Consider the following 24,575-nt stretch of genomic DNA (forward strand, 5'->3'; position numbering starts at 1 on the left):
ATTTTTTTTCTTACCCCCCCCCCCCCCCCCCCCCCCCGCGGCGGGCGGGGGGGGGCGTGTTTTTTTTAAAAAATCACCACCCCCAAACCCCGCGGGCCGCCCGCGGGCCCCGCCCCCCCCCGAGCCGGAAGTTGAGATCGTGGACCTGGATAGCCGTCAGCTCACGCCGGCAAAAGTGCCTCGCATGAGCAGATCCGGCAGATAGCTTGCCGGCTTACCGCCAACCGCCTGCCCACCGGTCAGGCCGCCTTGTATTTCAGGGCCGAAGAACGAATACGGAAAGGGCGTGACCGGCCGGCTCACCGCATCGAGCCGTGCCCGAAGATCTTCGGGAATGTCGAAATCAAGCGCGCCGAGATTGTCCTTGAGCTGGTCAAGCCTGGTGGCGCCGACGATGACGGACGCAATGCCTGGCCTGTTTGCCGTCCAGTTCAGGGCGACCTGGGCCATGCTGCGGCCGAGCTGGCCGGCAACCCTCTCCAGTTCGGCGACGATTTGCCAGTTGCGATCGGTGAATTTCTGGAAACCGGGATTGGTCGAACCACGCATTGTCTCCAGCCGGCCACCATCCTCGACGATTGTTTCGAAACGGTATTTTCCGCTGAGCAGGCCGCTGGCCAATGGACTCCAGACCATGATTCCGGCGCCATAGCGCGTGCCGAACGGCACGAACTCGTGCTCGATGTTGCGCTCGGCCAGCGAATATTCGAGCTGAAGCGCCGAAACCGGTTCATAGCCGCGATGCTCGGCGACGGCCTGCGCCCGGCTTGCGTACCAGGCCGGCACGTCGGACAGGCCGACATGCCGGATCTTTCCGGCGCGCACCAGATCGTCCAGCGTCCGCATCACCTCCTCCGGCGGCGTCAGCCTGTCCCAGGTATGGAGGATGTAGAGGTCGATGTAGTCGGTGCCGAGCCGCTTCAGCGAACCGTCTATCGCCCGCAGGATGTTCTTGCGGCCGTTGCCCCCGGCGTTCGGGTTGCCCGGTTCGGCGTTGTAGGTGAATTTGGTACTGATCACCGCCTTGTCGCGCAGCCCGCGCTCGGCGATGAATTCGCCGAGCCAGGTTTCGGCCGTGCCACCGGTATAGAGATCGGCGGTATCGAAGAAATTGCCACCGGCTTCGATATAGGCATCAACCAAGGCGCGCGCGGTTTCCTTCTCCGCGCCCCAGCCCCATTCCGTGCCGAACGTCATGGTGCCGAGCGCCAGGCGGGTGACACGCAGCCCGCTGTTGCCGAGCGTGTAGTAGGACATGGTCATGGATTTCTCCTGCAGTTTGAAAAGCGGGATTGAGGTCTTGCCTGGGATACGCAGTCAGGCCTTGGCCAGAGCATCGACCACCACCTGGAAGCGGCGCGGATCGAAATAGTCGTGGTAGGCGCTGATCAGACCGCTCTTGAAGTGGAAAATCGCGATATTGCTGTTGGTGTATTCAGTGCCGCCGATCAGCACCGCGCGGTTCTTGTACTCAACGACGATCGCGTCCGAATCCGCTGCCGGATAGATGGCTGTCAGCTGCGAATCGAAGGATTCGAAATTACCGAAGAGGCCTCGGAAGGCCGCCAGGATCGCGGCCTTACCATCGATGCTGTTTCCAAATCCTGCCGGTGGGTAGAAGACAAGTATACGGCCATCTTCAGCCCAAAGGTCGCCCCATGCCTCAATGTCGTTGCGGTGCATCAGATCAAAGAATTTACGCACGGTCTCGAGATTACGGGTTCGTTCGGAATCGAGGTCGGTCATTAGACGTCTCCTTGGCTGCTCGGCGATTGCCGTGTGATGTAGCCAAAGATGCGCCCTCCTTTCCCCACCGATAAGATTGCATTATCCGAATGGACTATGCGATATCATGCATGAATGGACCGCGATCTGCTTAGCCACCTACCTATAATCGTTGCCGTCGCGCGGCGTGGCGGCTTCGCGCCGGCAGCCGCCGAGCTCGGCATGAGCCCGTCAGCGGTCAGCCATGCGGTTCGGCTGGTAGAGGAGCGAATCGGCCAGCCGTTGTTTGCCCGCACCACGCGCAGCGTCTCGCTGACCGAGGCTGGCACCGCGCTTGTCGCTGCGGCGGAGCCGGCGCTGGAAGACATTGCCGACCGGATCGAACGTATCCGCTCTGTCAAAGGCCGGGCAAGCGGACTGCTCAGGATCGACGCGCCGCGTTTGGCGCTGCCTCTGGCGCTGATGCCCATCCTGACGGCGATGGCGGAACGTTACCCCTGACGTGACGGTGGAGATCGTCACCGACGAACGTCTGAGCGATATCGTCGGCGAGGGTTTTGACGCCGGCATCCGGCTGGGCGAGATGATCGCCGAGGATATGGTGACGGTGCGACTGACAGGGCCTTTCCGCAGCATCATCGTTGCCTCGCCGGCCTATGTCGCCCGGCGCGGGCGGCCATGGGCGTTGGCCGATCTCGCCGTGCACAACTGCATCGGCTATCGGCTGTTGCGATCACGTGCGCTCTATCACTGGGATCTATCCGATCAGGGCAAGGATATCAGCGTCGAGACACGCGGCAGCGTGGTCGTCAGCGATCCGCTGTCGGCAAGGGAAATGGCGCTTGCCGGCATCGGCCTCGCCTATCTGTTCGAGCCGCTTGTCAAGCCTGACATCGAGGCAGGCCGGCTGGTCGAAGTCCTTGGCGAGGCATCGATCGAGGAACCGGGACTGTTCCTCTATTTCCCGCGCCGCGCCGCGATGGCCCCGAAGCTCCGCGCCTTCATCGACACCGCGCAAGAAATCGGCCGGGCATCCTCGCGGATACCCGGCCGAAAAAAGCCTCTCAAACGAATAGTTACTTCTTGACCGCTGCCGCGACTTCCGCCGCGAAATCGGTCTCTTCCTTCTCGATACCCTCACCGAGCGCGAAGCGCAGATAGGCAGCGATTTTGGCTGGCGCGCCTATTTCGCTCTCGGCATCCTTCAGCGCCTTCTCGACGGTAATGTCGGGATTGAGCACGAAAGCCTGCTTGAGCAGCACGACCTCTTCATAGAACTTGCGCAAACGGCCTTCGACCATCTTCTCGATGATCGCTTCCGGCTTGCCGGACTGGCGCGCCTGGTCGGCGAAGATCGCCTTCTCGCGTTCCACTGCGGCCGGATCGAGCTCTTCGGTGGTCAGGGCCATCGGATTGGTGGCAGCGACATGCATGGCAACCTGACGGGCGAAGGCGTTGGCGGCATGCGCGTTGCCCGTCGTCTCGATGGCCACCAGCACGCCGAGCTTGCCAAGGCCGTCGGCGACCGCATTGTGAACGTAGGTTGCGACAGCGCCGTGCTCGACCGTGAGCTTGGCCGAGCGGCGGAAGCCCAGATTCTCACCGATGGTGCCGACAGCGTCCTTGATGGTCTCGGCGACCGATTTGCCCGATCCCGGATAGGGAGCGGCGGCAACGGCCTCGGTCTTGCCGCCATAGGCAAGCGCGACCTTCGCGACATTGGCGACGATCTCCTGGAACGCAGCATTGCGGGCAACGAAGTCCGTCTCGGAATTGACCTCGACGATCGCTGCCTCGCGGACGCCGGAATCTACGCCGATCAGGCCTTCGGCAGCGGTACGGCCAGCCTTCTTGTCGGCCTTTGAAATGCCCTTCTTGCGCAGCCAGTCGATGGCTTCTTCCATATTGCCGTTGGTCTCGTTCAACGCCGCCTTGCAGTCCATCATGCCCGCGCCGGTCAAGTCGCGGAGTTCTTTGACCTGTGCAGCCGAAATGCTCATTGTCGCCTCTTTGTCTAAATGCACTGACGCACCATCGATTTTCGATGATGCGCCTGGTGCTGGTAGCGCTTACCGCGCCAACATATTGGAAAGATGAAGGCCGCAGCCGGCCTTCGCTACTATGCTTCCGGGGTCTGGGCTGCCGGGCTCTCGGCGGCCGGGGTCTGATCGAGCGCCGGCTCGACCGGAGCCTCGACCGATGCGCCGATATCGACACCGAGCGCGCCCTGCTGACGGGCGATGCCGTCGATAGCTGCCTTCGCGATCAGATCGCAATACAGCTGGATGGCGCGGGCCGCGTCGTCATTGCCGGGGATCGGGAAGTCGATCTTGTCCGGGTCGCAGTTGGAATCGATGATGGCAACGACCGGGATGCCGAGACGCTTGGCCTCGAGAATGGCGATCGCTTCCTTGTTAGTGTCGATCACGAACATCAAATCGGGCGTCGAACCCATATCCTTGATGCCGCCCAGCGCCTTGTCGAGCTTCTCACGCTCGCGGTCGAGGTTGAGGCGCTCTTTCTTGGTCAGGCCCTGAGCCTCGCCGGCCAGCATTTCGTCGAGCTTGCGCAGGCGCTGGATGGAATTCGAGATCGTCTTCCAGTTGGTCAGCATGCCGCCGAGCCAACGCGAGTTGACATAGTACTGGGCCGAGCGCTGCGCGGCATCGGCGACGATGTCGGAGGCCTGGCGCTTGGTGCCGACGAACAGCACCCGGCCGCCCTTGGCAACAGTGTCGGAAACCTGCTTCAACGCCTGGTGCAGCAAAGGCACTGTCTGCGAGAGGTCGATGATGTGGATGTTGTTGCGGGCGCCGTAGATATAGGGCGCCATTTTCGGGTTCCAGCGGTGGGTCTGGTGGCCGAAGTGAATGCCAGCTTCCAATAGCTGGCGCATGCTGAAATCAGGCAGAGCCATTCTTATTTCCTTTCCGGTTAGCCTCCACGGACACAGGCATTTTTGGACTTTGTCCTCGAACGCCACCGGAGGTTTCAGCCGGATTTCTCCCGGGCAGACACCAAAGTCCGTGTGTGGAATGAGCGCGCATATAGAGGGGAAGCGCGACAAACGCAAGCGCTGTGGCGTCTTGCGGCTCAGCGTGCGGCGATCAGCGCACCGGTGTCATTGCCGCATCTTCCCCTTCGGCACCCGCACACGCCGGAAAACGGCGACGATCTCCTCGCGGCTGCACTCGATGGCGCCTAACCGCACTGCGCGGTCGCGCTCGAACCCGGTTATGTCATAGTGCGGCGCGGATGTCTTTGGCGGTCCTTGGTAGGACGCGCGCTTGATGCCGAGCTGCCCGGCAAAGCGATGCAGCTCGTCGGTGTCGTCTGCCAGCAGATGACACCAGCGGTGGCCGACCCATTTCCAGATCGCCGCATCGACATAGACCGCCACAGGCTTGCCGCACTCCTTCATCTTGCGCCGACCAACACACCGCTAACGATGATAGAAGGGATTGGCATAGAAAATGAAGCCGCCGCCAGCCTCGAGTTGCGTCATCGTCCTGGTGACGGTCTCCTGCATCCGGTCGTGCAGTTCGGCGAGTGCCTCCTCGACGGAGCCTTGATAGGCGTGCAAGCCTAGCGGCTCCGGTACCCGGACATAGGCGCGACGTGGGCCTGCCGGCTGCGGCACGAAACGGTTGATCGCATCGCGCAGCGTACCCTTGCAATAATCGTTGCGGATCCGCTTCAAATGTTCGGCGATCTCCTCCTGCGTGATGCGCGGGTTGGCTGAGGCCCACGGCCCGACACGCTGCAGGCGCTGGATCGCATCTGCCAGCGTTCGGACCTGCTTCTGGCTTCCGCTGCCATCCGTGCTTTCCCGCAGCCAGCGCCGCGAACGGCGCAAAAGGTCGGCATTGTCGAGCGTGCCGGCGTCGACCGAGACAAGTTCGGCAAGGCGACGGCCGAGTTCGGTCAGCAGGTCCTTTTGACGTGCGTCATACGAAGCCCGCTCATCGGACCGCAGGCCATATGCAGCCTCATCGCGAGACAGCAACGTCGCATAGATATGATGGATGCGCTCCGGCAGCGAATCGGCGGCACGGCGTTCGATTTTCAGGCTGTGCTCGACATAGGCGCATTCCTTTGCCAGCGCTGCCTCGACATTCCCCGTGAAAGCAAGCTTCCAGATCACGGGCGCGATCCAAACCTTGAAATCCGGATCCGTCAGGCGGCCGCGCTTCAACGCCTCGAACCCCATTTCGACCGCGCCCGGCAGCAGCGGGGCAATGATGTTGGCATGCCAGCCGACACCGCCTTCGGGATGCAGGAGCACGCCGTGCCCCTTCAGCGCCCAGGCCACCGAATGTTCCTTGGCGGCCGCGCTGTTGCCCGGGATTTGCGCGATCAGATTGTTGGCCAACCAGAATTTCTGCATCAGCCGGCCAAGCCCGTTGACGACGCCGTGCGTGGCCCAGGATGCCGCCAGCGGGCTCACCCGCGAGACGACCTCCTTGTCGATCATCCAGTCGGTAAAGAATTCGGGATGGTTGGGCGTGATGAACGTCGCCTTGCCCGCGCCGCAACAAGCCTTCAGCCTTTGCCGGTCATCCTCTGGAAAATCGATGTGGCGGACATTGGCGACGCCGCGCAAACCGGCCAGACGGTTGAATGGCAACAGGTCGCGAAAGCCTGGAATGCCGTGCAGCATGACAATCCGGTTGACCAATGTCATAGCGTTGATCAGCGTCGCATTGGGCCGCGGCGCCACAAAAACGTCGATCCTGCTCAACCTGCTCCCCCGCGGCGCATACCGTCATAAGACGTTGATAGGCAATTGCGGCATGCTCAAGTCGATGCGACTTGCCCCGCAAGATTAAGCGCTACTATCCCGGATAGCGGCCGGCGGCTTGCCGTTCACTCGAGCTTATTTAGACGGGCAGGTCTTAGGCTGATCGAACAGTGACAGATTGACCAATTTGCCGGTCATCGAGAACTCGCCATAGTCCATGACGAGATCGCGCGTGATGCCGTTCTTGTGCAGCTTGAAGCTGATCCGGTATTCCGGCACCTCCTCGCCGCCTTTGTCGGCATCATCGAAATAGGCGATGTCGACCGGCCAGTATTTGTCGGTGGCGAGCTTGGCCAGCGCCGGCGCTTCCGGATCGGCATTGTCGGCATCGGCTTGCTTGCCGACGACGACGGTGGTGGTCACCACCTTGTTGGCGTCCTCAGAGCCGTCGAACAGGTTGGTTTCGTAGAAACGCTCGCCCTTTTCCGCCTTGCCGATCATTTCGACCATTTGCTGGGTCGGGAACTGGGTCGGCGCGAGTTCCAGGCTGTTCTTCTCGGGCTTGTCGATATCGACCTTGAGACCGTTGGCTTCCTTCGTTGCGGTACCCTTGACCTCCTTGTCGAGGTTCTGGTCGACAAAGGATTTGTTCACGAAGGAGAAGGTCTTGCCCTCGCCATCCTCGAAGGTGGTCATCTGCTGGTCGGTCAGCCTTGTGTTGTCGCTGGTTACGATCTGGGTCACCAAACGGAACTTTACCGTATAGCCCTCGCAAGGCGAGCCGTTGAACTCGTAGACCATGCGGCCGGTGATGCCGGTAATGCCGGAACGGTCTGAAGCCTTGTCGAGTGAAATGTCGTAAACAGCACGATGCGCCTGCAGCGCAGGCACCGCAAAAGCGGGAGCCGCCCAGGAAGCCGCTGTCAAGAGAACGGCGTTGAATGCGAGGCGCGTTGCGCGCATGGGGTGCTCCGATCATCGCGGCTAGTGGCAAGCCGCATGGAAAGATGGTCCAGCTTAAAAAAAGTCGTGGCGGAAGCGAGGCAAAAATAGCAATTTCGGCCCGGCCTGCGCGGCACCTTCAAGCAATAGGGAAATAGCATGAGCGAAACAATCGAAAAGCGGCTAAGCGATCTCGGCGTGACGCTGCCGGCCGCCGCCGCGCCCGCCGCCAATTACGTGCCCTATTGCCGGACCGGCAATCTGCTGTTCACCGCCGGGCAGTTGCCGCTCAAGGAGGGCAAGCTCCAGGCGAGCGGACTGCTTGGCCGCGATGTCGACACCGCGACCGGCAAGGAAGCCGCAAAATACTGTGCGATCAACATATTGGCCCAGGCTCAGGCGGCACTTGGCGATCTCGAGAAAATCCGTCGCTTGGTGAAGATCACCGTCTTCGTCGCCTCGGCACCGGATTTTGTCGAACAGCATCTGGTTGCCAACGGCGCCTCGGATTTTCTCGCCGCCGTGCTCGGCGATCGTGGCAAGCACGCTCGCTCCGCCGTCGGCACCGCCTCCCTGCCGCTTAATGCCGCAGTGGAAATCGAAGCGATCTTCGAAGTCGAATGACCGGGACTGCAACCATGACCGATCTTTCCTGGCTGACCGCCCGGCCCGTCGCCCATCGCGGCCTCCACGACATGAACAAGACGCGCTGGGAGAACACCCTTTCCGCCTTCGCTGCGGCGGCCGAGCGCGGCTACGCGATCGAATGCGATGTGCACCTGTCGTCCGACGGCGTCCCCGTCATCATCCACGATGGCGATCTGCGGCGGCTGACCGGCGAGGACGGCTTCGTCTGGCAGCGTACGGCTGCAGAGATCACGGCGCTGAAGGTCGGCGGCACCGCCGACCATTTGCCGACGCTGCAGCAGGCGCTTGATCTGGTCGACGGCCGTGTGCCGATGGTTGTCGAGCTGAAAGGTGCTGCCGGGCATGACGAAGGCCTGGTCGAAAGCGTCGGCAAGATGCTCAAGCATTACAAGAGCAAGACCGCGATCATGTCGTTCGACCATTGGCTGATCCGCGAGTTCCCGAAATATGCACCCGGCATACCCGGCGGGTTGACCGCCTACGGCAACGACAACCACCTGATCGAGGCGCATTTCGCCATGCTGGCGCATGACATCGCCTTCACCTCCTACGCTGCCGGCGACCTGCCGAACCGGTTCGTCTCCTTCGTGCGAGAGAGACTCGGTATGCCGGTGATCACCTGGACCGTGCACGACCAGCCTGCCGTCGACCTGACCTTCAAATATGCCGACCAGATGACGTTCGAAGGATTCGAGCCCGATCTGGTACGGCTTGCCTGAGCGGGCTTGTATGGGTCCGCAGCGAGCTTAAGTAAGCCTCATGGATCAAGGGGACGACTGTGAAAGACAAACGGCGAATGCGGAGCTGTCGATCCGCATCGCCGCGGGCATCGGCGCCTTTACCAGCGCTGAATGGGACAGCCTCGGCGGCACTACACGCGGCGATGCAGAATACGGCTACAACCCGCTTGTCTCATTCGCTTTTTTGAGCGCGCTGGAAGATTCCGGCTGCGCTGTTCGGCGCACAGGCTGGCAAGGCCATCACCTCAGGCTGGAAACCGCGCGAGGCATGTTGCTCGGAGCGGTCCCCTGCTATCTGAAGTCGCACAGCCAGGGCGAATATGTCTTCGACCATGGCTGGTCGGACGCGTTCGAACGCGCCGGCGGGCGCTACTATCCGAAGCTGCAATGCGCGGTGCCGTTCACACCCGTCACCGGCCCTCGCCTGCTGGTCGGCAGGGGCGAGGACATCCCCACCGTCAAGGCCGGTCTTGCGACCGGCCTGAAGGCGGTGACGGATAAGCTCGGCGTGTCTTCCGCGCATGTTACTTTCGCGCCGGAGGACGACGTCCAGGTATTGGCGGCGGCCGGCTTCCTGCATCGCACCGACCAGCAGTTTCACTTCTTCAACGAAGGCTTTTCGAGCTACGACGATTTTCTCACAACGTTAGCCTCGCGCAAGCGCAAGGCAATGAAGAAAGAGCGGCGCGAGGCCCTCGCCGACGGCATCTCGATCGACTGGCTGACCGGCAAGGATCTGACCGAAAAGGCCTGGGACGACTTTTTCGCGTTCTACATGGATACCGGCAGCAGGAAATGGGGCCGGCCCTACCTCAACCGCGATTTCTTCTCACTTATCGGCGAACGCATGGCCGACGACATCCTGCTGGTCATGGCCAAACGCAGCGGGCGCTACATTGCAGGTGCCATCAACTTCATCGGTTCAGACGCGCTCTACGGCCGCAATTGGGGCTGCATCGAGGACCACCCGTTCCTGCATTTCGAGGTCTGCTACCATCAGGCGATCGATTTCGCCATCTCGCGCAAGCTGAAGGTGGTTGAAGCCGGTGCGCAGGGCGAGCACAAGCTGGCGCGCGGCTACCGGCCCGTGACGATGCATTCGGCGCACTACATCGCCCATCCAGGTCTGCGCAATGCAGTGGCCGACTATCTCCAGCGCGAGCGGCGCGAAGTCGAGCGGATGAGCGAATATCTGGAAGAGCACACCCCGTTCCGCAAGGACATGGCGCAGTAGAGTAGCGAGCCCCAATCGCTCAGCCGAGCGGGCCGGCACGGCCGATGTCGACCGATCGTCTTGCCCGCCCGGAACAGCTTCGCTACACCAGACAGCGAGCCAAGAACCGGAGCGCGCGCCATGGCCGAAGCAACCTATGACAGCAGCAACATCTTCGCCAAAATCCTGCGCGGAGAAATCCCTTCGCACCGCGTCTACGAGGATGACGCGGTCATTGTCTTCATGGATGTGATGCCGCAAGGACAGGGTCACACGCTGGTGGTGCCGAAAGCGCCGTCGCGCAACTTGCTTGACGCGGATCCGGCGGTGCTTGGCCCGCTCTTCGCTCACGTCCAGAAAGTTGCGCGGGCCGTAAAGAAGGCCTTCGATGCCGATGGCGTCACGGTTATGCAGTTCAACGAACCAGCTTCGGGGCAGACTATCTTTCACCTTCACGTCCATGTCATTCCGCGCTTCGAGGGCATTCCCCTGAAACCGCACAGCGGACAGATGGAAAAGCCTGAAGTCCTGGCCGAAAACGCCGGCAAGATACGGATGGCGCTGGCAAGCTGAACCGGTGCAACCGCTCTGGCGGGCGCCGGGCGGTTAACCGGAAGGTGTCACAAAAAAAGCCCCGTTTCCGGGGCTTTTTTACTGGCTGGTTCGTCAGTTCTTACGCGGCAGTTGCGGCACAAGGCTGCGCTTGCCGCCGTCCTTACCTTTGGGCTCCGGCTTCTGCGCCACCGCCTTTTTCGCGGCGGGCTTTTTCGCCACCGCCTTCTTGGCCTTCGGCGCGTCGTCCGGCTCTTCCTTCTTCGGCTTCACCGGCGCCTCGTCGGCGAGCGATTCGAGCTTCAGGCCGGTCTCGCCGGTTTCCTTCTTCTCGACGGTGACACGCACCGTGCCGCCCTTCTTGAGCTTGCCGAACAGCACCTCGTCGGCCAGCGGCTTCTTGATGTGCTCCTGGATGACACGGCCAAGCGGCCGGGCGCCCATGCGCTCGTCATAGCCCTTGTCGGCCAGCCATGCGATTGCATCCTGCGACAGGTCGAATGTCACGCCGCGCTCGGAAAGCTGCGCTTCCAGCTGCATGACGAACTTCTGCACCACCTGATGGATGACCGGCACCGGCAGCGAGCCGAACGGAATGATCGCATCGAGACGGTTGCGGAACTCCGGCGTGAACAGCCGGTTGATCGCTTCGACATCGTCGCCTTCGCGCTTGGTCGAACCGAAACCGATGGCCGCGCGCTGCGCATCGGACGCGCCCGCATTGGTGGTCATGATCAGGATGACATTGCGGAAGTCGATCTGCTTGCCGTTATGGTCGGTCAGCTTGCCGTGGTCCATGACCTGCAACAGGATGTTGAACAGGTCCGGATGCGCCTTCTCGACTTCGTCCAGCAACAGCACGCAATGCGGATGCTGGTCGACGCCGTCGGTCAGAAGGCCGCCCTGGTCGAACCCGACATAGCCGGGAGGGGCACCGATCAGCCGCGAAACGGTGTGGCGTTCCATATACTCCGACATGTCGAAGCGGATCAGCTCCACGCCGAGCGACGCGGCGAGTTGCTTGGCCACTTCCGTCTTGCCGACACCGGTCGGACCCGAGAACAGGTACGAGCCGATCGGCTTTTCCGGTTCCCGCAGGCCGGCCCGCGCCAGCTTGATGGCCGAAGTCAGCGCGGTGATCGCGGTGTCCTGGCCGTAGACGACGCGCTTCAACTCGATGTCGAGGCCTTGCAGCACCTTCTCGTCGTCGGCGGAAACCGTCTTCGGCGGGATACGCGCCATCGTGGCGATCGTCGCTTCGATCTCCTTGATACCGATGGTCTTCTTGCGCTTGGCTTCCGGCACGAGCATCTGCGAGGCGCCGGTCTCGTCGATCACGTCGATCGCCTTGTCCGGCAGCTTGCGGTCGTTGATGTAACGCGCCGAGAGCTCGACCGAAGCCTTGATCGCCTCGCTCGTGTAGCGGACCTTGTGGAACTCCTCGAAATAGGGCTTGAGGCCCTTCATGATCTCGATGGCGTCCTCGACAGTCGGCTCGTTGACGTCGATCTTCTGGAAGCGCCGCACCAGCGCGCGGTCCTTCTCGAAGAACTGGCGGAACTCCTTGTAGGTGGTCGAGCCGATGCAGCGGATCGCGCCCGAAGACAGCGCCGGCTTCAACAGGTTCGACGCATCCATGGCCCCGCCGGAGGTGGCCCCCGCCCCGATCACCGTGTGGATTTCGTCGATGAACAGCACGGCGCCGGGATAATCCTCGAGCTCCTTGACGACCTGCTTCAGCCGCTCCTCGAAATCGCCGCGATAGCGGGTGCCGGCCAGCAACGTGCCCATGTCGAGCGCGAAGATGGTGGCATTGTGCAGCACTTCGGGAACGTCGCCCTCGACGATGCGCTTGGCGAGGCCTTCGGCGATTGCCGTCTTGCCGACGCCAGGATCACCGACATAGAGCGGGTTGTTCTTGGAGCGGCGGCACAGCACCTGGATGGTCCGGTTGATCTCGCTCTCGCGACCGATCAATGGATCGATCTTGCCGGCCTTGGCCTTGTTGTTCAGGTTGACGCAATAGGCAGTCAGCGCGTCCTGCTGCTGCTTCTTCTTGCCGCCTTCCTCTTGCGGCTCGGCTCCGCTCTGGCTGCCTTGCTCGTCGTCGGCGCCGCGCGGCGTCCGCGTCTCGGAAGCGCCGGGGCGCTTGGCGATGCCATGCGAGATGTAGTTGACCGCGTCGTAGCGGGTCATCTGCTGTTCCTGCAGGAAGTAAGCGGCGTGGCTCTCGCGCTCGGCGAAGATGGCGACGAGCACGTTGGCGCCGGACACTTCCTCGCGGCCTGACGACTGCACATGGATCACCGCGCGCTGGATGACGCGCTGGAAACCGGCAGTCGGCTTGGAATCTTCATCGTAGCCGGTGACGAGGTTGTCGAGCTCGGTGTCGATATAGGTGAGGACCGTATGCTTCAACTCGTCGAGATCGACGTTGCAGGCACGCATGACAGCGGCCGCCTCGGTGTCGTCGATCAGGGCGAGCAGCAAATGTTCAAGGGTTGCATATTCATGGTGCCGCTCATTGGCGAGCGTCAGCGCTTGGTGAAGCGCCTTTTCCAGGCCTTGGGAGAAAGCCGGCATGTTACCTCACTTCTTCTCCATCACGCATTGCAGCGGATGCTGATTCTGTCGGGCGAAATCCATGACCTGAGACACTTTGGTCTCGGCCACTTCGAATGTATAGACCCCGCACTCGCCCACCCCATGATTGTGAACATGAAGCATTATGCGTGTGGCGGCTTCGCGGTCCTTCTGGAAAAAGCGCTCCAGCACGTGGACCACGAATTCCATGGGTGTGTAGTCGTCGTTAAGAATGAGGACCCGATACAGACTGGGCTTCTTGGTCTTGGTTTTTGTGCGCGTGATGACGGCCGTGCCGCGACCGGCCTCATTGCCGTTGCTGCCGTTCTGCATTCGCACCACGTAGCTCGTGGCAGTCAAACCTATAGTCACGTAGTCCTGCCTCTTTCGAATCCTCATGCATGCTCGACATGTAGGTGTTCGATGGACGATTTTAAGCCCTTCTGTTTAGCTGACAATATGGCTAGGTGGCCAAACTTGACCGATTTTTCAAATCGTGAAGACCGCAGGCCCCCGATTTCGGGCCGGCATGAAAAAACCCGGCCGCGCGTTCGCGACCGGGTCTGTCTTTGCAAGCCCAAGGGCCGGCTCGGAATGTTCGTCGAATTTACTTCGCCTTGGCGACGATCGATTCGAACGGCTTGTAAGCTTCCTTGGCGAGTTCGGCATAGAGATCGCCAAGCTTGGTGGCCTCGGTGACGAAGCTCTCATAGGACTGCTTGGCATAGTCGGACTGGATATCGATCGCCTTGTCCAGCGACTTGGCGGAAAAGAGCTTCTCGACAGCGGCGCTACCGGCTTCGAAGCTTTTCTTGGTGTACTCACCCGCCTCGGCGGCGATAGCCTGCGCCCCCTTGGACAGCGAGGCGAAGCTCTTCAATCCGGTGTCCGCAAATTCCTTGCCGTATTTGCTGAAATCTTCATAGGTCTGGGTCATTTCACGCATTCCCTTGAACGGTTGCCTTGGATGATAGACGCGGCTTGTCCGGGCCGCGTTGTGCAATGCGTGTAAATATATTGTGCAGTGCACAAAAGTCAAGATTCCCGCGGCAATGCGGATCGTGAGCTGCCGGCATTCGCTAAGATTCGAATAAAGAGAAGCTCAATCCCACAGAAAATGGTGAACGCGGCGGTTACCATAAACGGATTGGTAACGCTGCCTGCGTTAGCGTGGCCGGAGGTGAGGCAGGACCCTTTGCCGCCTCCAAGGCAACGGAAATTCAAAGGAACTATCAGTGCGTAAGGCGTTGTCGGGCTTCGTTTCCAAATCCGTGTCCCCCTTCAAAACGATCATGATCCTCGCCATGGCGATGAGCTTCGTCGTCGCGGACGCGGCTTCATCCATGGCGGCCAAGTCGGCGGCCATCGTCATCGATGCCAAGACCGGCAAGGTGCTTTATTCGTCGGATGCCGATGGCCGGCGCTATCCGGCTTCGCTTACCAAGATGATGACGCTCTATCTGACGTTCGAGGCGTTGGCGAAGGGCAGGATCAGCAAGAATTCCCCGGTCGTGTTCTCGGCCAATGCCGCTGCCGAACCGCCGACGAAGCTCGGCGTCAAGCGGGGCGGCTCGGTCACGGTCGAGACCGCGATCCTGTCGATGGTGACCAAATCGGCAAACGATTCCGCAACGGCGCTTGGCGAGACGCTCGGCGGCAACGAAGCCAATTTCGCCCGCATGATGACCGCCAAGGCGCGGGCGCTGGGCATGAGGGGAACCGTTTTCCGCAACGCCAACGGCTTGCCTGATCCCGGCCAGTTCACGACCGCGCGCGACATGGCGATGCTCGGCATCGCCCTGAGAGAGCATTTCCCGCAATATTACGGCTATTTCTCGCAGCGCTCCTTTCTTTACGGGCGGCAGCGCATCAACGGCCACAATCGTCTGCTCGGACGCATCAAGGGCGTCGACGGCATCAAGACCGGTTACACCCGCGCCTCCGGTTACAATCTGGTCTCCTCGGTCTCGGATGGCGATCGGCGCATCGTAGCGGTGGTCATGGGCGGCAGGTCCGGCGGCAGCCGCGACAGCCAGATGGCCGGGTTGATCAATGCCTACATGCCGCAGGCGTCGTCGCGCGGCGGCGGCGTGCTGATTGCCAAGGCCGGCGGCGGCAATCCGATTTCAGCCTTGGCCATGGTGCTTCTACCGAAGCATGACGCGCCGACACCGGACAGTAAGCCGGACGACGATGCCGTTGCCTCTCTTGTCGAGGAAAATGCGCCCGTCGTTGAAGAGACCGCTCCGGTCGTTCAGGCCAAGAGGGTCAAGACGACGGCTGTGTCGACGGTGGACGACGTGGCGACAGCCCGGGTCGCCGCAGCCTATGCCGAACCGGCGGCAGAGGTCGATCCGGTCAGCACGGCGTCGGTGCCATCCGGCTGGGCAATACAGGTCGCCTCTTCGCCAAAACAGGCCGAAGCGAAGGCTTTCCTCGACAAAGCGACGAAGCAGGCGCCCTCCGTTCTGACCGATGCCTCCGGTTTCACCGTCGCCTTCGACAAGGACGGTGTCACCTACTACCGCGCCCGGTTCGGTGGTTTCGGTTCGAAGACGGCTGCCTGGAAAGCCTGCAACGCTTTGAAAAAGAAGAAGATCGAGTGCTACGCCGTCCAGCAGTAAGCGGCGCGCGAAACGATATCTGTCCCGAAGTTTTTGCGTCGAAGGAGACTAGTTGTGATTGGAGAGCAAGACGTCCTTGGCTTCATTGATCCGCGCCGCCAGGAAGGACGTGCCACCGATATCGGGGTGCAGGCGCTGCATCAGGCGGCGGTGCGCCTTGCGGACATCCGCCGCGGCAGCCCCCGCTTCAAGACCAAGGATCTTGTAGGCCTCCTCCTTAGTCATGGCGCCAGAACTTGGCGCAACACCCAGCCCTTCGCCACCATTCGCATCAGCGTCTTTGCGCCAGATGGGAAATCGGCCGTCAAGATACGTCTCTAGCAATTGGCGGCTCTCCGGATCGCCGGAGAGTTCGCGATAGAGTTGCTGCAATTCGGCAAGCCCCATCGAGCCAAGCATCTTGCCTTCATGGCGCCCGGCCAGCACAAGGCCTTCGAGGCCGCCGGTATCGTGATCGAGTTCCATCTCAAGCGCCGCCGTACGAACTGTCGAACGCTTGCCCGCCGCCAGTTTGGCTGCCGGCCGATTCATGCGCATGGAGCCGTACCAGGCGAGCGCAGCCGACAGGATCAAGCCCCCGATGCCCTCGCGCCCGACCAGCAGCACGGCGACGCCGACCAGCCCGAGCAGCACAGGTCCAAGCGTCCTCATGCCGCCTGCAAGCTTCGCCGGATCGGCGCGCAGGAAGATGGTGAGCATGCCGAGAAACACCAGAAGCAATGCTACGAAAGCGATAATCGCGCCCATCAGTTTCCGCCGCCCCGCATATGCTCGATCATCAGTCGGTCTTCCGGCCTGCCCCGGGCCTCCAGTGCCTTCAGCCCGCCGGTGGCAAACACGGCGACGGACGAAAGCAGGCCGGCCAACGTCGCGGCAGCCCGCCGATCGAACCTGAACCAGGCCCCTTTCGACAGCCGCGCAATTTCCTTGAACGCCTTTTCCGCAGCGGCATCATGGCCCTCCTGAAAGACGAAGACAGGAACGCCGTGCAGACCGAGGCTGCCGGCCTTTTCGGCCAGATCATCTATGTTTTCTTCCATCGCGTCGCCGATATAGACCAGCGCGTTGACCTTGGCCGCCGCCGTCTGTTTCAGCGCGTGGGCGAGCACCTTGCCGATCTGGGTACGGCCGCTGCGGCAGTTGATGCGCGTCATCAGCTGTTTCAGAGCTGCGGTATCGGTGACGAATGCGGATGAGCGGCACTCGCCAAGGCCGCGAAAATAGACAAGTTGAACCTTGAGCGCCCCGGCCTTGCCGACGGCGTCGAACATCTCGGCCTGCAGCGCACAGGCGAGATCCCAGGTCGGCTGGCGGCTCATTGTCGCGTCGAGGGACAGGATCAGCCTGCCTGAACAGGTGGCGGATGCAGCGAGCGTCCTTGCCTGACGGAGAAACGCGTCGATCTCGCCGGTGCTCGATTGAGACTCGACCGGCGCAGGATTGGCCCTTGCAGGCACGGGCTGCTTCTTGTCGCTCATGACATTCAAGATGTGGCGTTGTCCCCCGGCTTGCAAGCCCAGATGAGGCGACCTGGAGGACCTGTGATGATGGCACCTGCGGACAGCGCTTCGGCTGGTGGTCTTGGCGTTGCGCTTCTCGGCGTCAGAGCAGGCCGAGATCGGCAAGCTCACGCCTGAGCTTCGGCGGCATCTCGATCAGCCCGGCTTTGCCCTTGCCGAGATCGGCCGGCGCGTCCGCCGGCTTCAGGTAGCGCCACCCCTGGAATGCACGGCGCGGTTGCCAGTCAGTGCGCACGACCTCGGGATCGAGGATCAGATGGCAACGGCCGATGCCCTCGTCATCGGTGAAGGGCCGGATTTCGGTGATCAGCTGGCGGCATTGGACATTGCCCTTGATCACCCAGTAGAGCGAGCCGCCGTCGGTAATCTCGGCGCCACGCGTCGGCACCATGCGGGTGGTGTGGTAGTGCTCGGCCGGTTCGCCGGCGCGGCGCCGCTCGTCGAGACGGAAGGCAATCCACTCTTCCAGATCCTCGACGCTGTCACAGCCGACGCAAAGCTTTATGAGATTGAGAGACATCGTTTAAGGTTTAGTCCAGCACGCGAACGCGTCAACGGTCTGATCGACTTCTCCACAGTGGTGGTCCATGCCGCCAGATTGGCGCTCAGCACTCCACGACATTGACGGCCAATCCGCCAAGGCTGGTTTCTTTGTACTTTTCGTTCATGTCGAGGCCGGTCTGGCGCATCGTCTCGATCGCGGCATCGAGCGGCACGAAATGAACGCCGTCGCCCTTGATGGCCAGCGAAGCGGCGGTCACCGCCTTGACGGCACCAAGCGCGTTGCGCTCGATACACGGCACCTGCACCAGGCCGCCGACCGGATCGCAGGTCATGCCGAGATGATGTTCCAGCGCGATCTCGGCAGCATTCTCGACCTGCTCGGGCGTGCCGCCCATGATGGCGCACAATCCCGCCGCAGCCATTGCCGAAGCCGAACCGACCTCGCCCTGGCAGCCGACTTCCGCCCCCGAGATCGAAGCATTGGTTTTGATGATGCCGCCGACGGCCGCCGCCGTCAGCAGGAAATCGCGGATGCTGGGCTGGTCGGCTTCGGGATGGAAATGCAACCAGTAGCGCAGCACTGCGGGCAGAGTGCCGGCCGCCCCATTGGTTGGCGCGGTGACGACACGGCCGCCGGCAGCGTTCTCCTCATTGACCGCCATCGCATAGATCGACAGCCAGTCGTTGGCGAGCAGCGGGTTAGGCCGGTTCTGCTGCCATTGCTCCTGCAGCTTGTCGTGCAGCATCCGGGCACGGCGGCGCACCTTGAGTCCGCCCGGCATGATGCCGTCTTGCGACAGGCCGCGCTCGATGCAGCCCTTCATGGCGCTCCAGATGCCGTCGAGGCCGGCGTCGAGCTCCCCGCGCGACATCTGTGTCTCCTCGTTGACGCGCTTCATCTCGGCAATGGAAAGCCCGCTTTTCGCTGCCATGGACAGCATTTCGACGGCGTTCCTGAACGGATACGGAACCTTCTTGCCTTCGGTTGTCGCCGAGCCCCTCGCTTTCATCCGCTGCAGTTCTTCCTCGGACACTACGAAGCCGCCGCCAATCGAATAGTAGACGCGCCTCAGCAGCAACCGGTCGCCGGCATCATGGGCAGAGAACGCCATGCCGTTGGCGTGACCCGGCAGCGGCGTCTTGCGATCCAGCACCAGATCCGTTGCCGGGTCGAAACGGTAGGACGGATGGCCGGGCGGCGAAATCCGTTTCTCGGCGGCGATGCCAGCGACGATGCCGTCTGCTAGGTCGGGATCCACCGTCTGCGGCGTCTGGCCCGCGAGGCCGAGCACCACGGCTCGGTCGGAGCCATGGCCGATGCCGGTGTAGGCGAGCGAGCCATGCAGGCTGGCAGCGATCCGGTCGATCTTGGCGCCGGCCGGGCGCGGCCAGTCGTCTCCCGCAATCTCGTCGAGAAACCGCCGCGCGGCCGTCATCGGCCCCATCGTGTGCGAACTCGATGGGCCGATGCCGATCTTGAACAAGTCGAAAACCGAAAGGAACACGTGGGTGTTTTCTCCTGGGACCCTGTTGAGGTCTACATATAGGAATTCCCATGATGTTTTCCGCTGTTTTGAAGATTGCGGCGCTGCGCCTGCCGACCTTGTTTGCTCCGGCAGCGACATTCCAACTTCGGCCATCGAAGCATTACTGCCGCCTGTGGTAAAAGCAACGCATGAGCGATTCCTTTCACCTATCGACGGCCGACCTTGCGGCGCTGGGGTTCTTCCTTACCGCGTGGGTGCTGCATACGCTCGCCGCCGATGGAATGCTGGTCAGCCGCATGTCGCTGACGAGGGCTATGAACACGCAGCGCGAGGCCTGGATGCAGACCATGGCCGAACGCGAGATCCGCATCGTCGACACCGCTATCATGAGCGGGCTGCAACAGGGGACCGCCTTCTTTGCCTCCAGTTCGCTGATTGCGATCGGCGGCTGTTTTGCCCTGCTCGGCGCCTCCGATCAGGTTCTGACCGTGCTGAGCGACCTGCCGTTTGGCGCCACGTCCTCACGCGCAGCCTTCCAGACGAAGGTGCTCGGGCTGGTGCTGATCCTGGCCTTTTCCTTCTTCAAATTCGGCTGGGCTTACCGGCTGTTCAACTATTGCTCGATCCTGATCGGCGCCGTGCCGATTCCGCATGGCGAGGCGTCGCGCAATCCGGTCACCGAAACGGCGGTGTGGCGTGCCGCGCGCATGAACATGTTGGCCGGAAAGCATTTCAATTCGGGCCTGCGCGGCGTGTTCTTCTCGATTGGCTATCTTGGCTGGTTCGTCGATCCCGCGGTGTTCGTCCTGTCGACGCTGCTGCTCCTGGCGGTGCTGGTGCGCCGCCAGTTTTTCTCGGCGGCGCGGCAGGCGGTGCTCGGTCAGCCGCCCGGCCCAACATCCGGCGCCGGAAAAGGCCGGTCTATCCGGCCCGACAGCCAGTAGGCAATCAGCCCGATCCATTCACGGGTCGCGATGGTTGTGGTCTGCAGTGCTTCGTTGGCATCCGTGCGGAACAGGCCGATGCCTTCCCTGCCGGAGGTGCGGTAGTCGACCGGCCACGGAACCGTCGCAAAACCGGCTTTGTCGAACAGCGCCTTGGCGCGTGGCATGTGGAAGGCCGAGGTCACCAGCAGCCAGGTCTCGCCCGGCTTTGGCGTGATCAGTTGTTTGGTGAAGACCGCATTCTCGTAGGTGTTGCGTGATTTGCCCTCAAGGATCAGCCGATCGGCCGTCACGCCGAGCGCAGTGAACAGGCGTGGAGCTGTCGCCGCATCGCCCTCGTCTTCGCGGACCATTGCAATGGGGCCACCTGAAATGACGACCTTAGCTGTCGGAAAACGCAGTGCCAGCACCGCTGCCTCGACCATTCGATCGCCACTGGCGTTGAGTTCATAGCCGCTGCGGACGAAGTTGATGGCGCTCTCCATACCGCCGCCGAGCACAATGATTCCGTCAACTCGTTCCGGCAGGGCTGGCCTAGGGAAACGCTCCTCGAGCGGATTAAGCATCACTGCGCCGAGCGAGGTCCACGCCGAGAGTCCAAGGACAAGGAATGCCAGCACGCTGCCGGTGGCAAACAGCCTCTTGCGCCCGACCAATGCCGCAAGCAATCCAGCCAGCAGCAGGATGATCGCGAGATTAAGCGGCTGGACGAAGAGCCACAGAACCTTGGAGACATAGAAGAACATCCCTCACCCCTCAGATGAGAAACGATCCTACCACCATTTTTCCGGCTGAAATGTGCCGGCCGCCTGTTCGATGACGTGGGCGGTCTGGAACAGCGTCTCCTCGTCGAAAGGCCGGCCGATCAGCTGCAGGCCGAGCGGCAGCCCCTTGGCGTCGAGCCCGGCTGGAACCGCTATGCCGGGCAAGCCGGCCATGTTCACCGTCACCGTAAAAATGTCATTGAGATACATCTTGACCGGGTCGGCGGCCATGTCCTCGTCGGCGATGCCGAAGGCAGCGGAAGGCGTTGCCGGCGTCAGGATGACGTCGACGCCTGCTGCAAACACATTTTCGAAGTCACGCTTGATCAGGGTTCGAACCTTCTGCGCCTGCAGATAGTAGGCATCGTAGTAGCCGGCGGAAAGCACATAGGTGCCGATCATGATGCGGCGCTTGACCTCCCGCCCGAAGCCGGCGGCGCGGGTCTTTTCATACATGTCGACAATGTCCTTGCCGGGCACGCGCAAGCCATAGCGGACGCCATCGTAACGGGCGAGGTTGGACGAGGCTTCGGCCGGCGCCACGATGTAATAGGCCGGCAGCGCATATTTTGTGTGCGGCAGCGAGATATCGACGATCTCGGCGCCGGCATCCCGCAGCCAGGCAATGCCTTTCTGCCACAGCGCCTCGATCTCCGCGGGCATGTCGTCGACACGATATTCCTTTGGGATGCCGACCTTCATGCCTTTGATCGGGCGGCCGATCGCCGCCTCGTAGTCCGGCACCGGCAGGTCGACGGACGTCGTGTCCTTCGGGTCGACCGAAGCCATCGACTTCAACAGGATCGCGGCATCGCGGACGTCGCGCGCGATCGGCCCGGCCTGGTCGAGCGAAGAGGCGAAAGCTACGATCCCCCAGCGCGAGCAGCGGCCATAGGTCGGCTTGATGCCGACCGTGCCGGTGAAGGCGGCGGGCTGGCGGATCGAGCCGCCGGTGTCGGTCGCGGTAGCGCCGGCGCACAGGAAGGCCGAGACGGCTGACGCCGAGCCTCCGGACGAACCGCCCGGCACCAGTTGGGCATTGTCCAACGTGCGCGCGGTCCTGGTGCCGCCCGCCGAAACGAAGCCGCCCTCGCCCTGATGTGTCGTCGGCATCACCACCGTGTCGAGGCGCGAACGCCGCCACGGGTTGATGACCGGCCCGTAATGCGAGGTCTCGTTGGACGAGCCCATGGCGAACTCGTCCATGTTGAGCTTGCCGAGCATGACGGCACCATCCGCCCACAGATTGGCGGTGACCGTCGATTCGTAGCACGGCTTGAAGCCGTCCAGCACATGGCTGCAGGCCTGGGTGTGGACGCCTTCGGTGCCGAACAGATCCTTGATGCCGAGCGGGATACCCTCAAGCGACCCGCCCTCGCCCTTGGCCAGTTTCGCGTCGGAGGTCTTGGCCATGTCGCGCGCCTTGTCGTCGGTGACCACGACGTAGGCATTGAGCGCCGGATTGGCTCGCTCGACCGCCGATAGATAAGCCTCGGTGATTTCGGTGGCGGTGATCTCCCTGGAGCGCAATTTGGCGCGGGCCTGCGAAATCGTCAGCTGGGTAAGGTCGCTCATCAGGCAAGGCTCTTTTCGTAAAACACCGACCACTCGGAATCGGGATAATCCAGTACCGGGCCGCAGCGCGAAAAACCGGCGCGTTCGTAGACGGTCCAGGCGGCGGGATGACGGTCGCCCGTCTCCAGCACCAGACGCTTAAGCCCTTCTTGGCGCGCCAGCGCCTCGATACGCTCGACAATCTTCGCGCCGATCTTGTGGCCGCGATGCGACGGTCGCGTATACATGCGCTTGACCTCGCCTACGACAGCATCGTGGCGCTTCAGTGCGCCGCACCCGATGGCAAGGCCGTTGTCGCGGGCGATGAAGACGGTCGTGTTGCGGTCCGCCATCTGCTCGACCGTCAAGTGGTAGCAATGCTCTGGCGGCGTCAGCTCCAGCAATGTGGCGTTGAGCTCCTCGATCAGCCCACGCACATCGTCCTGCAGCGGCGTCTCAGCCGCGATGTCGATTGCCATCGGCCTGCTACTCCACGACCTTCGGCACAAGGAAGAAATTTTCTTCGGTCGCCGGTGCATTGGCGACGATGTCGGCTGCCTTGCCGCCGTCGGTGACGACGTCCTGGCGCTTTTTCATTGCCATCGGCGTGACCGAGGTCATCGGCTCGACGCCGGAAACATCGACCTCGTTCAACTGCTCGACAAAGCCCAAAATGGCGTTCAATTCGCCGGTCATGCGCTCTGCATCCTCCTCGCTCACCGCAATACGGGCAAGATGCGCGACGCGCTTCACAGTTTTTATATCAACGGACATGTTTGTGCCTCGGGGAAAACCAGCGCTATAGCGGCGCGGCGCGTGCCACGCAACATGCATCGTGCCTTCAACTGCCCTATGGCATCGCCACGCCGTCGCAGAGGAAATAACTGCCGCCGTTGCCGCTCTGCTCGCCTTCGTCGGCGGCAGGCCGAACCGATACCAGGTCGATCTGCTTCGGGCTCATCTGTGTCAGTGAGAGAACATCGGGAAAGACGTAGCCCGGCTCCTGGCATATAGCGGTCACCGCCCAGCTCGGTGAGCGTGTCGCTTTGGTGATCTGCAGGAATTCACAATTATATTCGATGCTTTCCAGGCCATTTGCCGACAGCACGATATTGCCGCCCTCGATCACCGTCTGCAGCGTATCCTTTTTGGCCTGCGCGCAGAGGTCCTCCGATTGCAGATAGACGCCCTCGATGAAATTTTCCGCGGCCAGCGTCGGCGACGCGGCAACCAGCATTGAAATGCAAAGAGAATTTCTCAAGCGCATCGTATCGTTCCGGACCGGCTTTCTTTACAGCGTAATCGTCTCGCCGATCTTCGGCAACGCAACTTTCACACCCGATCCATCCAGCCCGGCCACGAATTTGTCGGCGGTCTGATCGATCATCGGAAATGTGCCGAAGTGAGCGGGAACGACCGTCTCGAACTTGAAGAAACGCTGGCAGGCAAGGGCTGCTACCGCGCCACCCATGGTGAAGCGGTCGCCGATCGGCACGATGCCGATCTTCGGTTCGTGCAACTCGTTGATCAGCGCCATGTCGGAAAAAATGTCGGTGTCGCCCATATGATAAAGCGTCTTGTCCTCGGGAAAGTGCAGGACGAGCCCGCCCGGATTGCCGAGATAGGTATTCTGGCCACCCTCGCCCGGAAAGGACGATGAATGCAGAGCCTGAACGAAGGTGGTGGTGAAGCCGCCGCAATCGACGGTGCCGCCGATATTGCCGGGATTGATCTGCTTGTCACCGACACCCTTGCCGACCAGGTACATGCAAATCTCGAAATTGGCGACCAGCATCGCGCCGCTCTTCTTGAGCACTTCGACGGCGCCGCTGATGTGGTCACTGTGGCCATGGGTGAGCAACACGTGCGTGATCCCTTCGGCCGGCCCTTCCCAGCCGCCCGCCCATGACGGATTGCCGACCAGATAGGGGTCGATGAGGATTTTCGCGCCTTCGATTTCGATTCTGAATGCCGAATGTCCGTACCAGGTCAGTTTCATCAATGCTTTCCTCGATTTTTGCTTCGGTAGAGGAT

At 61.9% G+C, this 24,575-nt stretch carries 26 protein-coding genes and 1 pseudogene; 7 read left to right on the top strand and 20 right to left on the bottom strand.

The genetic code is table 11. The annotated features are described in order from the left end of the window. Positions 1-156: 156 nt before the first annotated feature. Positions 157-1,263, bottom strand: coding sequence for an aldo/keto reductase (locus tag NKI72_RS12570; RefSeq protein WP_352850200.1), 1,107 nt, complete (start codon positions 1,261-1,263; stop codon positions 157-159). 54 nt (positions 1,264-1,317) lie between these two features. Next, the gene (locus NKI72_RS12575) at positions 1,318-1,746 is read right to left on the bottom strand and encodes a nuclear transport factor 2 family protein (RefSeq protein WP_352833051.1); all 429 of its coding nucleotides are present in this window, start codon (positions 1,744-1,746) and stop codon (positions 1,318-1,320) included. A gap of 114 nt (positions 1,747-1,860) precedes the next feature. On the opposite strand from NKI72_RS12575, the pseudogene NKI72_RS12580 reads away from it, so the two are divergent. Beyond that, positions 1,861-2,812: pseudogene (locus NKI72_RS12580) on the top strand (LysR family transcriptional regulator). On the opposite strand, the gene tsf reads toward NKI72_RS12580, so the two are convergent. From tsf to NKI72_RS12605, 5 genes are all read right to left on the bottom strand, one after another. Beyond that, positions 2,802-3,725: a translation elongation factor Ts gene (gene tsf, locus NKI72_RS12585; protein WP_352471655.1), complete on the bottom strand. Its 924-nt coding sequence runs from the start codon at positions 3,723-3,725 to the stop codon at positions 2,802-2,804. The pseudogene NKI72_RS12580 and the gene tsf overlap by 11 nt on opposite strands. 119 nt (positions 3,726-3,844) lie before the next feature. Next, entirely contained in the window at positions 3,845-4,642 is a 798-nt protein-coding gene (gene rpsB / locus NKI72_RS12590) for a 30S ribosomal protein S2 (RefSeq protein ID WP_031211288.1), read from the bottom strand. A gap of 204 nt (positions 4,643-4,846) precedes the next feature. Further along, positions 4,847-5,125 carry a DUF4031 domain-containing protein gene (locus NKI72_RS12595; RefSeq protein WP_352540673.1) on the bottom strand — a complete coding sequence of 93 codons (279 nt, stop codon included), beginning with the start codon at positions 5,123-5,125 and terminating at the stop codon, positions 4,847-4,849. Between the two features lie 42 nt (positions 5,126-5,167). After that, on the bottom strand, positions 5,168-6,466 hold the full coding sequence (locus NKI72_RS12600; RefSeq protein ID WP_352833053.1) for a lysophospholipid acyltransferase family protein: 1,299 nt from the start codon (positions 6,464-6,466) through the stop codon (positions 5,168-5,170). A 135-nt stretch (positions 6,467-6,601) separates the two neighbouring features. Further along, the gene (locus NKI72_RS12605; protein ID WP_352833054.1) at positions 6,602-7,429 is read right to left on the bottom strand and encodes a cell envelope integrity EipB family protein; all 828 of its coding nucleotides are present in this window, start codon (positions 7,427-7,429) and stop codon (positions 6,602-6,604) included. A gap of 138 nt (positions 7,430-7,567) precedes the next feature. Between NKI72_RS12605 and NKI72_RS12610 the strand changes: the two genes are divergently transcribed. From NKI72_RS12610 to NKI72_RS12625, 4 genes are all read left to right on the top strand, one after another. Next, positions 7,568-8,032 carry a RidA family protein gene (locus tag NKI72_RS12610; protein WP_352448812.1) on the top strand — a complete coding sequence of 155 codons (465 nt, stop codon included), beginning with the start codon at positions 7,568-7,570 and terminating at the stop codon, positions 8,030-8,032. A gap of 14 nt (positions 8,033-8,046) precedes the next feature. Next, on the top strand, positions 8,047-8,775 hold the full coding sequence (locus NKI72_RS12615) for a glycerophosphodiester phosphodiesterase (protein WP_352833057.1): 729 nt from the start codon (positions 8,047-8,049) through the stop codon (positions 8,773-8,775). Between the two features lie 40 nt (positions 8,776-8,815). Then, the gene (locus NKI72_RS12620) at positions 8,816-10,030 is read left to right on the top strand and encodes a GNAT family N-acetyltransferase (RefSeq protein ID WP_352833059.1); all 1,215 of its coding nucleotides are present in this window, start codon (positions 8,816-8,818) and stop codon (positions 10,028-10,030) included. A 120-nt stretch (positions 10,031-10,150) separates the two neighbouring features. Next, positions 10,151-10,582: an HIT family protein gene (locus NKI72_RS12625; RefSeq protein WP_352502384.1), complete on the top strand. Its 432-nt coding sequence runs from the start codon at positions 10,151-10,153 to the stop codon at positions 10,580-10,582. 93 nt (positions 10,583-10,675) lie between these two features. On the opposite strand, the gene clpA is transcribed toward NKI72_RS12625, so the two are convergent. The 3 genes from clpA to NKI72_RS12640 form a co-directional block, all read right to left on the bottom strand. Beyond that, positions 10,676-13,144: an ATP-dependent Clp protease ATP-binding subunit ClpA gene (gene clpA, locus NKI72_RS12630; RefSeq protein WP_352448808.1), complete on the bottom strand. Its 2,469-nt coding sequence runs from the start codon at positions 13,142-13,144 to the stop codon at positions 10,676-10,678. Between the two features lie 6 nt (positions 13,145-13,150). Beyond that, positions 13,151-13,477 carry an ATP-dependent Clp protease adapter ClpS gene (gene clpS, locus NKI72_RS12635; protein WP_023717744.1) on the bottom strand — a complete coding sequence of 109 codons (327 nt, stop codon included), beginning with the start codon at positions 13,475-13,477 and terminating at the stop codon, positions 13,151-13,153. Positions 13,478-13,751: 274 nt separating this feature from the next. Beyond that, positions 13,752-14,081: a phasin family protein gene (locus NKI72_RS12640; RefSeq protein ID WP_352471661.1), complete on the bottom strand. Its 330-nt coding sequence runs from the start codon at positions 14,079-14,081 to the stop codon at positions 13,752-13,754. A gap of 298 nt (positions 14,082-14,379) precedes the next feature. Between NKI72_RS12640 and NKI72_RS12645 the strand changes: the two genes are divergently transcribed. Next, positions 14,380-15,768 carry an SPOR domain-containing protein gene (locus NKI72_RS12645; RefSeq protein WP_352850202.1) on the top strand — a complete coding sequence of 463 codons (1,389 nt, stop codon included), beginning with the start codon at positions 14,380-14,382 and terminating at the stop codon, positions 15,766-15,768. A 48-nt stretch (positions 15,769-15,816) separates the two neighbouring features. On the opposite strand, the gene NKI72_RS12650 is transcribed toward NKI72_RS12645, so the two are convergent. The 4 genes from NKI72_RS12650 to NKI72_RS12665 form a co-directional block, all read right to left on the bottom strand. Beyond that, positions 15,817-16,515, bottom strand: a complete 699-nt coding sequence (locus NKI72_RS12650) for a DnaJ domain-containing protein (protein ID WP_352833061.1) — start codon at positions 16,513-16,515, stop codon at positions 15,817-15,819. Beyond that, on the bottom strand, positions 16,515-17,246 hold the full coding sequence (locus NKI72_RS12655; protein ID WP_352833064.1) for a vWA domain-containing protein: 732 nt from the start codon (positions 17,244-17,246) through the stop codon (positions 16,515-16,517). The genes NKI72_RS12650 and NKI72_RS12655 overlap by 1 nt, the downstream gene beginning before the upstream one ends. A 124-nt stretch (positions 17,247-17,370) precedes the next feature. Continuing rightward, positions 17,371-17,808, bottom strand: coding sequence for a DUF1489 family protein (locus NKI72_RS12660; RefSeq protein ID WP_352466463.1), 438 nt, complete (start codon positions 17,806-17,808; stop codon positions 17,371-17,373). An 85-nt stretch (positions 17,809-17,893) separates the two neighbouring features. Beyond that, on the bottom strand, positions 17,894-19,297 hold the full coding sequence (locus NKI72_RS12665; protein ID WP_352850204.1) for an L-serine ammonia-lyase: 1,404 nt from the start codon (positions 19,295-19,297) through the stop codon (positions 17,894-17,896). A gap of 170 nt (positions 19,298-19,467) precedes the next feature. Here NKI72_RS12665 and NKI72_RS12670 point away from each other — a divergent pair, with 170 nt between their 5' ends. Continuing rightward, the gene (locus NKI72_RS12670) at positions 19,468-20,223 is read left to right on the top strand and encodes a DUF599 domain-containing protein (protein ID WP_352682826.1); all 756 of its coding nucleotides are present in this window, start codon (positions 19,468-19,470) and stop codon (positions 20,221-20,223) included. Here the strand turns inward: NKI72_RS12670 and NKI72_RS12675 are convergent. The 6 genes from NKI72_RS12675 to NKI72_RS12700 all read right to left on the bottom strand — a co-directional run bounded on the left by NKI72_RS12675 (position 20,160) and on the right by NKI72_RS12700 (position 24,540). Further along, entirely contained in the window at positions 20,160-20,969 is an 810-nt protein-coding gene (locus NKI72_RS12675) for a YdcF family protein (RefSeq protein ID WP_352682828.1), read from the bottom strand. The genes NKI72_RS12670 and NKI72_RS12675 overlap by 64 nt on opposite strands. A 27-nt stretch (positions 20,970-20,996) precedes the next feature. Further along, complete coding sequence (locus tag NKI72_RS12680; RefSeq protein ID WP_352682830.1) at positions 20,997-22,562, bottom strand: amidase; 1,566 nt, start codon at positions 22,560-22,562, stop codon at positions 20,997-20,999. Next, entirely contained in the window at positions 22,562-23,020 is a 459-nt protein-coding gene (locus NKI72_RS12685) for a GNAT family N-acetyltransferase (protein WP_352502374.1), read from the bottom strand. Before NKI72_RS12685 ends, NKI72_RS12680 begins: the two co-directional genes overlap by 1 nt. Positions 23,021-23,027: 7 nt before the next feature. Next, positions 23,028-23,315, bottom strand: coding sequence for an Asp-tRNA(Asn)/Glu-tRNA(Gln) amidotransferase subunit GatC (gene gatC / locus NKI72_RS12690; protein WP_023674910.1), 288 nt, complete (start codon positions 23,313-23,315; stop codon positions 23,028-23,030). Positions 23,316-23,391: 76 nt separating this feature from the next. Continuing rightward, on the bottom strand, positions 23,392-23,808 hold the full coding sequence (locus NKI72_RS12695) for a hypothetical protein (RefSeq protein WP_352471669.1): 417 nt from the start codon (positions 23,806-23,808) through the stop codon (positions 23,392-23,394). 24 nt (positions 23,809-23,832) lie between these two features. Continuing rightward, entirely contained in the window at positions 23,833-24,540 is a 708-nt protein-coding gene (locus tag NKI72_RS12700; RefSeq protein ID WP_352471670.1) for a metal-dependent hydrolase, read from the bottom strand. Positions 24,541-24,575: the final 35 nt, after the last annotated feature.

Origin of the sequence: Mesorhizobium sp. M0437 (assembly GCF_040321335.1) — a bacterium.
Taxonomy (GTDB): Bacteria; Pseudomonadota; Alphaproteobacteria; order Rhizobiales; family Rhizobiaceae; genus Mesorhizobium.

What these genes read in the sequence shown, in the direction of transcription:
- NKI72_RS12570 (WP_352850200.1), bottom strand. Translation starts at nt 1,263, where the DNA reads ATGACCATGTCCTACTACACGCTCGGCAACAGCGGGCTGCGTGTCACC.
- NKI72_RS12575 (WP_352833051.1), bottom strand. Translation starts at nt 1,746, where the DNA reads ATGACCGACCTCGATTCCGAACGAACCCGTAATCTCGAGACCGTGCGT.
- tsf (WP_352471655.1), bottom strand. Translation starts at nt 3,725, where the DNA reads ATGAGCATTTCGGCTGCACAGGTCAAAGAACTCCGCGACTTGACCGGC.
- rpsB (WP_031211288.1), bottom strand. Translation starts at nt 4,642, where the DNA reads ATGGCTCTGCCTGATTTCAGCATGCGCCAGCTATTGGAAGCTGGCATT.
- NKI72_RS12605 (WP_352833054.1), bottom strand. Translation starts at nt 7,429, where the DNA reads ATGCGCGCAACGCGCCTCGCATTCAACGCCGTTCTCTTGACAGCGGCT.
- NKI72_RS12610 (WP_352448812.1), top strand. Translation starts at nt 7,568, where the DNA reads ATGAGCGAAACAATCGAAAAGCGGCTAAGCGATCTCGGCGTGACGCTG.
- NKI72_RS12615 (WP_352833057.1), top strand. Translation starts at nt 8,047, where the DNA reads ATGACCGATCTTTCCTGGCTGACCGCCCGGCCCGTCGCCCATCGCGGC.
- NKI72_RS12620 (WP_352833059.1), top strand. Translation starts at nt 8,816, where the DNA reads ATGGATCAAGGGGACGACTGTGAAAGACAAACGGCGAATGCGGAGCTG.
- NKI72_RS12625 (WP_352502384.1), top strand. Translation starts at nt 10,151, where the DNA reads ATGGCCGAAGCAACCTATGACAGCAGCAACATCTTCGCCAAAATCCTG.
- clpA (WP_352448808.1), bottom strand. Translation starts at nt 13,144, where the DNA reads ATGCCGGCTTTCTCCCAAGGCCTGGAAAAGGCGCTTCACCAAGCGCTG.
- clpS (WP_023717744.1), bottom strand. Translation starts at nt 13,477, where the DNA reads ATGCAGAACGGCAGCAACGGCAATGAGGCCGGTCGCGGCACGGCCGTC.
- NKI72_RS12640 (WP_352471661.1), bottom strand. Translation starts at nt 14,081, where the DNA reads ATGACCCAGACCTATGAAGATTTCAGCAAATACGGCAAGGAATTTGCG.
- NKI72_RS12650 (WP_352833061.1), bottom strand. Translation starts at nt 16,515, where the DNA reads ATGGGCGCGATTATCGCTTTCGTAGCATTGCTTCTGGTGTTTCTCGGC.
- NKI72_RS12655 (WP_352833064.1), bottom strand. Translation starts at nt 17,246, where the DNA reads ATGAGCGACAAGAAGCAGCCCGTGCCTGCAAGGGCCAATCCTGCGCCG.
- NKI72_RS12660 (WP_352466463.1), bottom strand. Translation starts at nt 17,808, where the DNA reads ATGTCTCTCAATCTCATAAAGCTTTGCGTCGGCTGTGACAGCGTCGAG.
- NKI72_RS12670 (WP_352682826.1), top strand. Translation starts at nt 19,468, where the DNA reads ATGAGCGATTCCTTTCACCTATCGACGGCCGACCTTGCGGCGCTGGGG.
- NKI72_RS12675 (WP_352682828.1), bottom strand. Translation starts at nt 20,969, where the DNA reads ATGTTCTTCTATGTCTCCAAGGTTCTGTGGCTCTTCGTCCAGCCGCTT.
- NKI72_RS12680 (WP_352682830.1), bottom strand. Translation starts at nt 22,562, where the DNA reads ATGAGCGACCTTACCCAGCTGACGATTTCGCAGGCCCGCGCCAAATTG.
- NKI72_RS12685 (WP_352502374.1), bottom strand. Translation starts at nt 23,020, where the DNA reads ATGGCAATCGACATCGCGGCTGAGACGCCGCTGCAGGACGATGTGCGT.
- gatC (WP_023674910.1), bottom strand. Translation starts at nt 23,315, where the DNA reads ATGTCCGTTGATATAAAAACTGTGAAGCGCGTCGCGCATCTTGCCCGT.
- NKI72_RS12695 (WP_352471669.1), bottom strand. Translation starts at nt 23,808, where the DNA reads ATGCGCTTGAGAAATTCTCTTTGCATTTCAATGCTGGTTGCCGCGTCG.
- NKI72_RS12700 (WP_352471670.1), bottom strand. Translation starts at nt 24,540, where the DNA reads ATGAAACTGACCTGGTACGGACATTCGGCATTCAGAATCGAAATCGAA.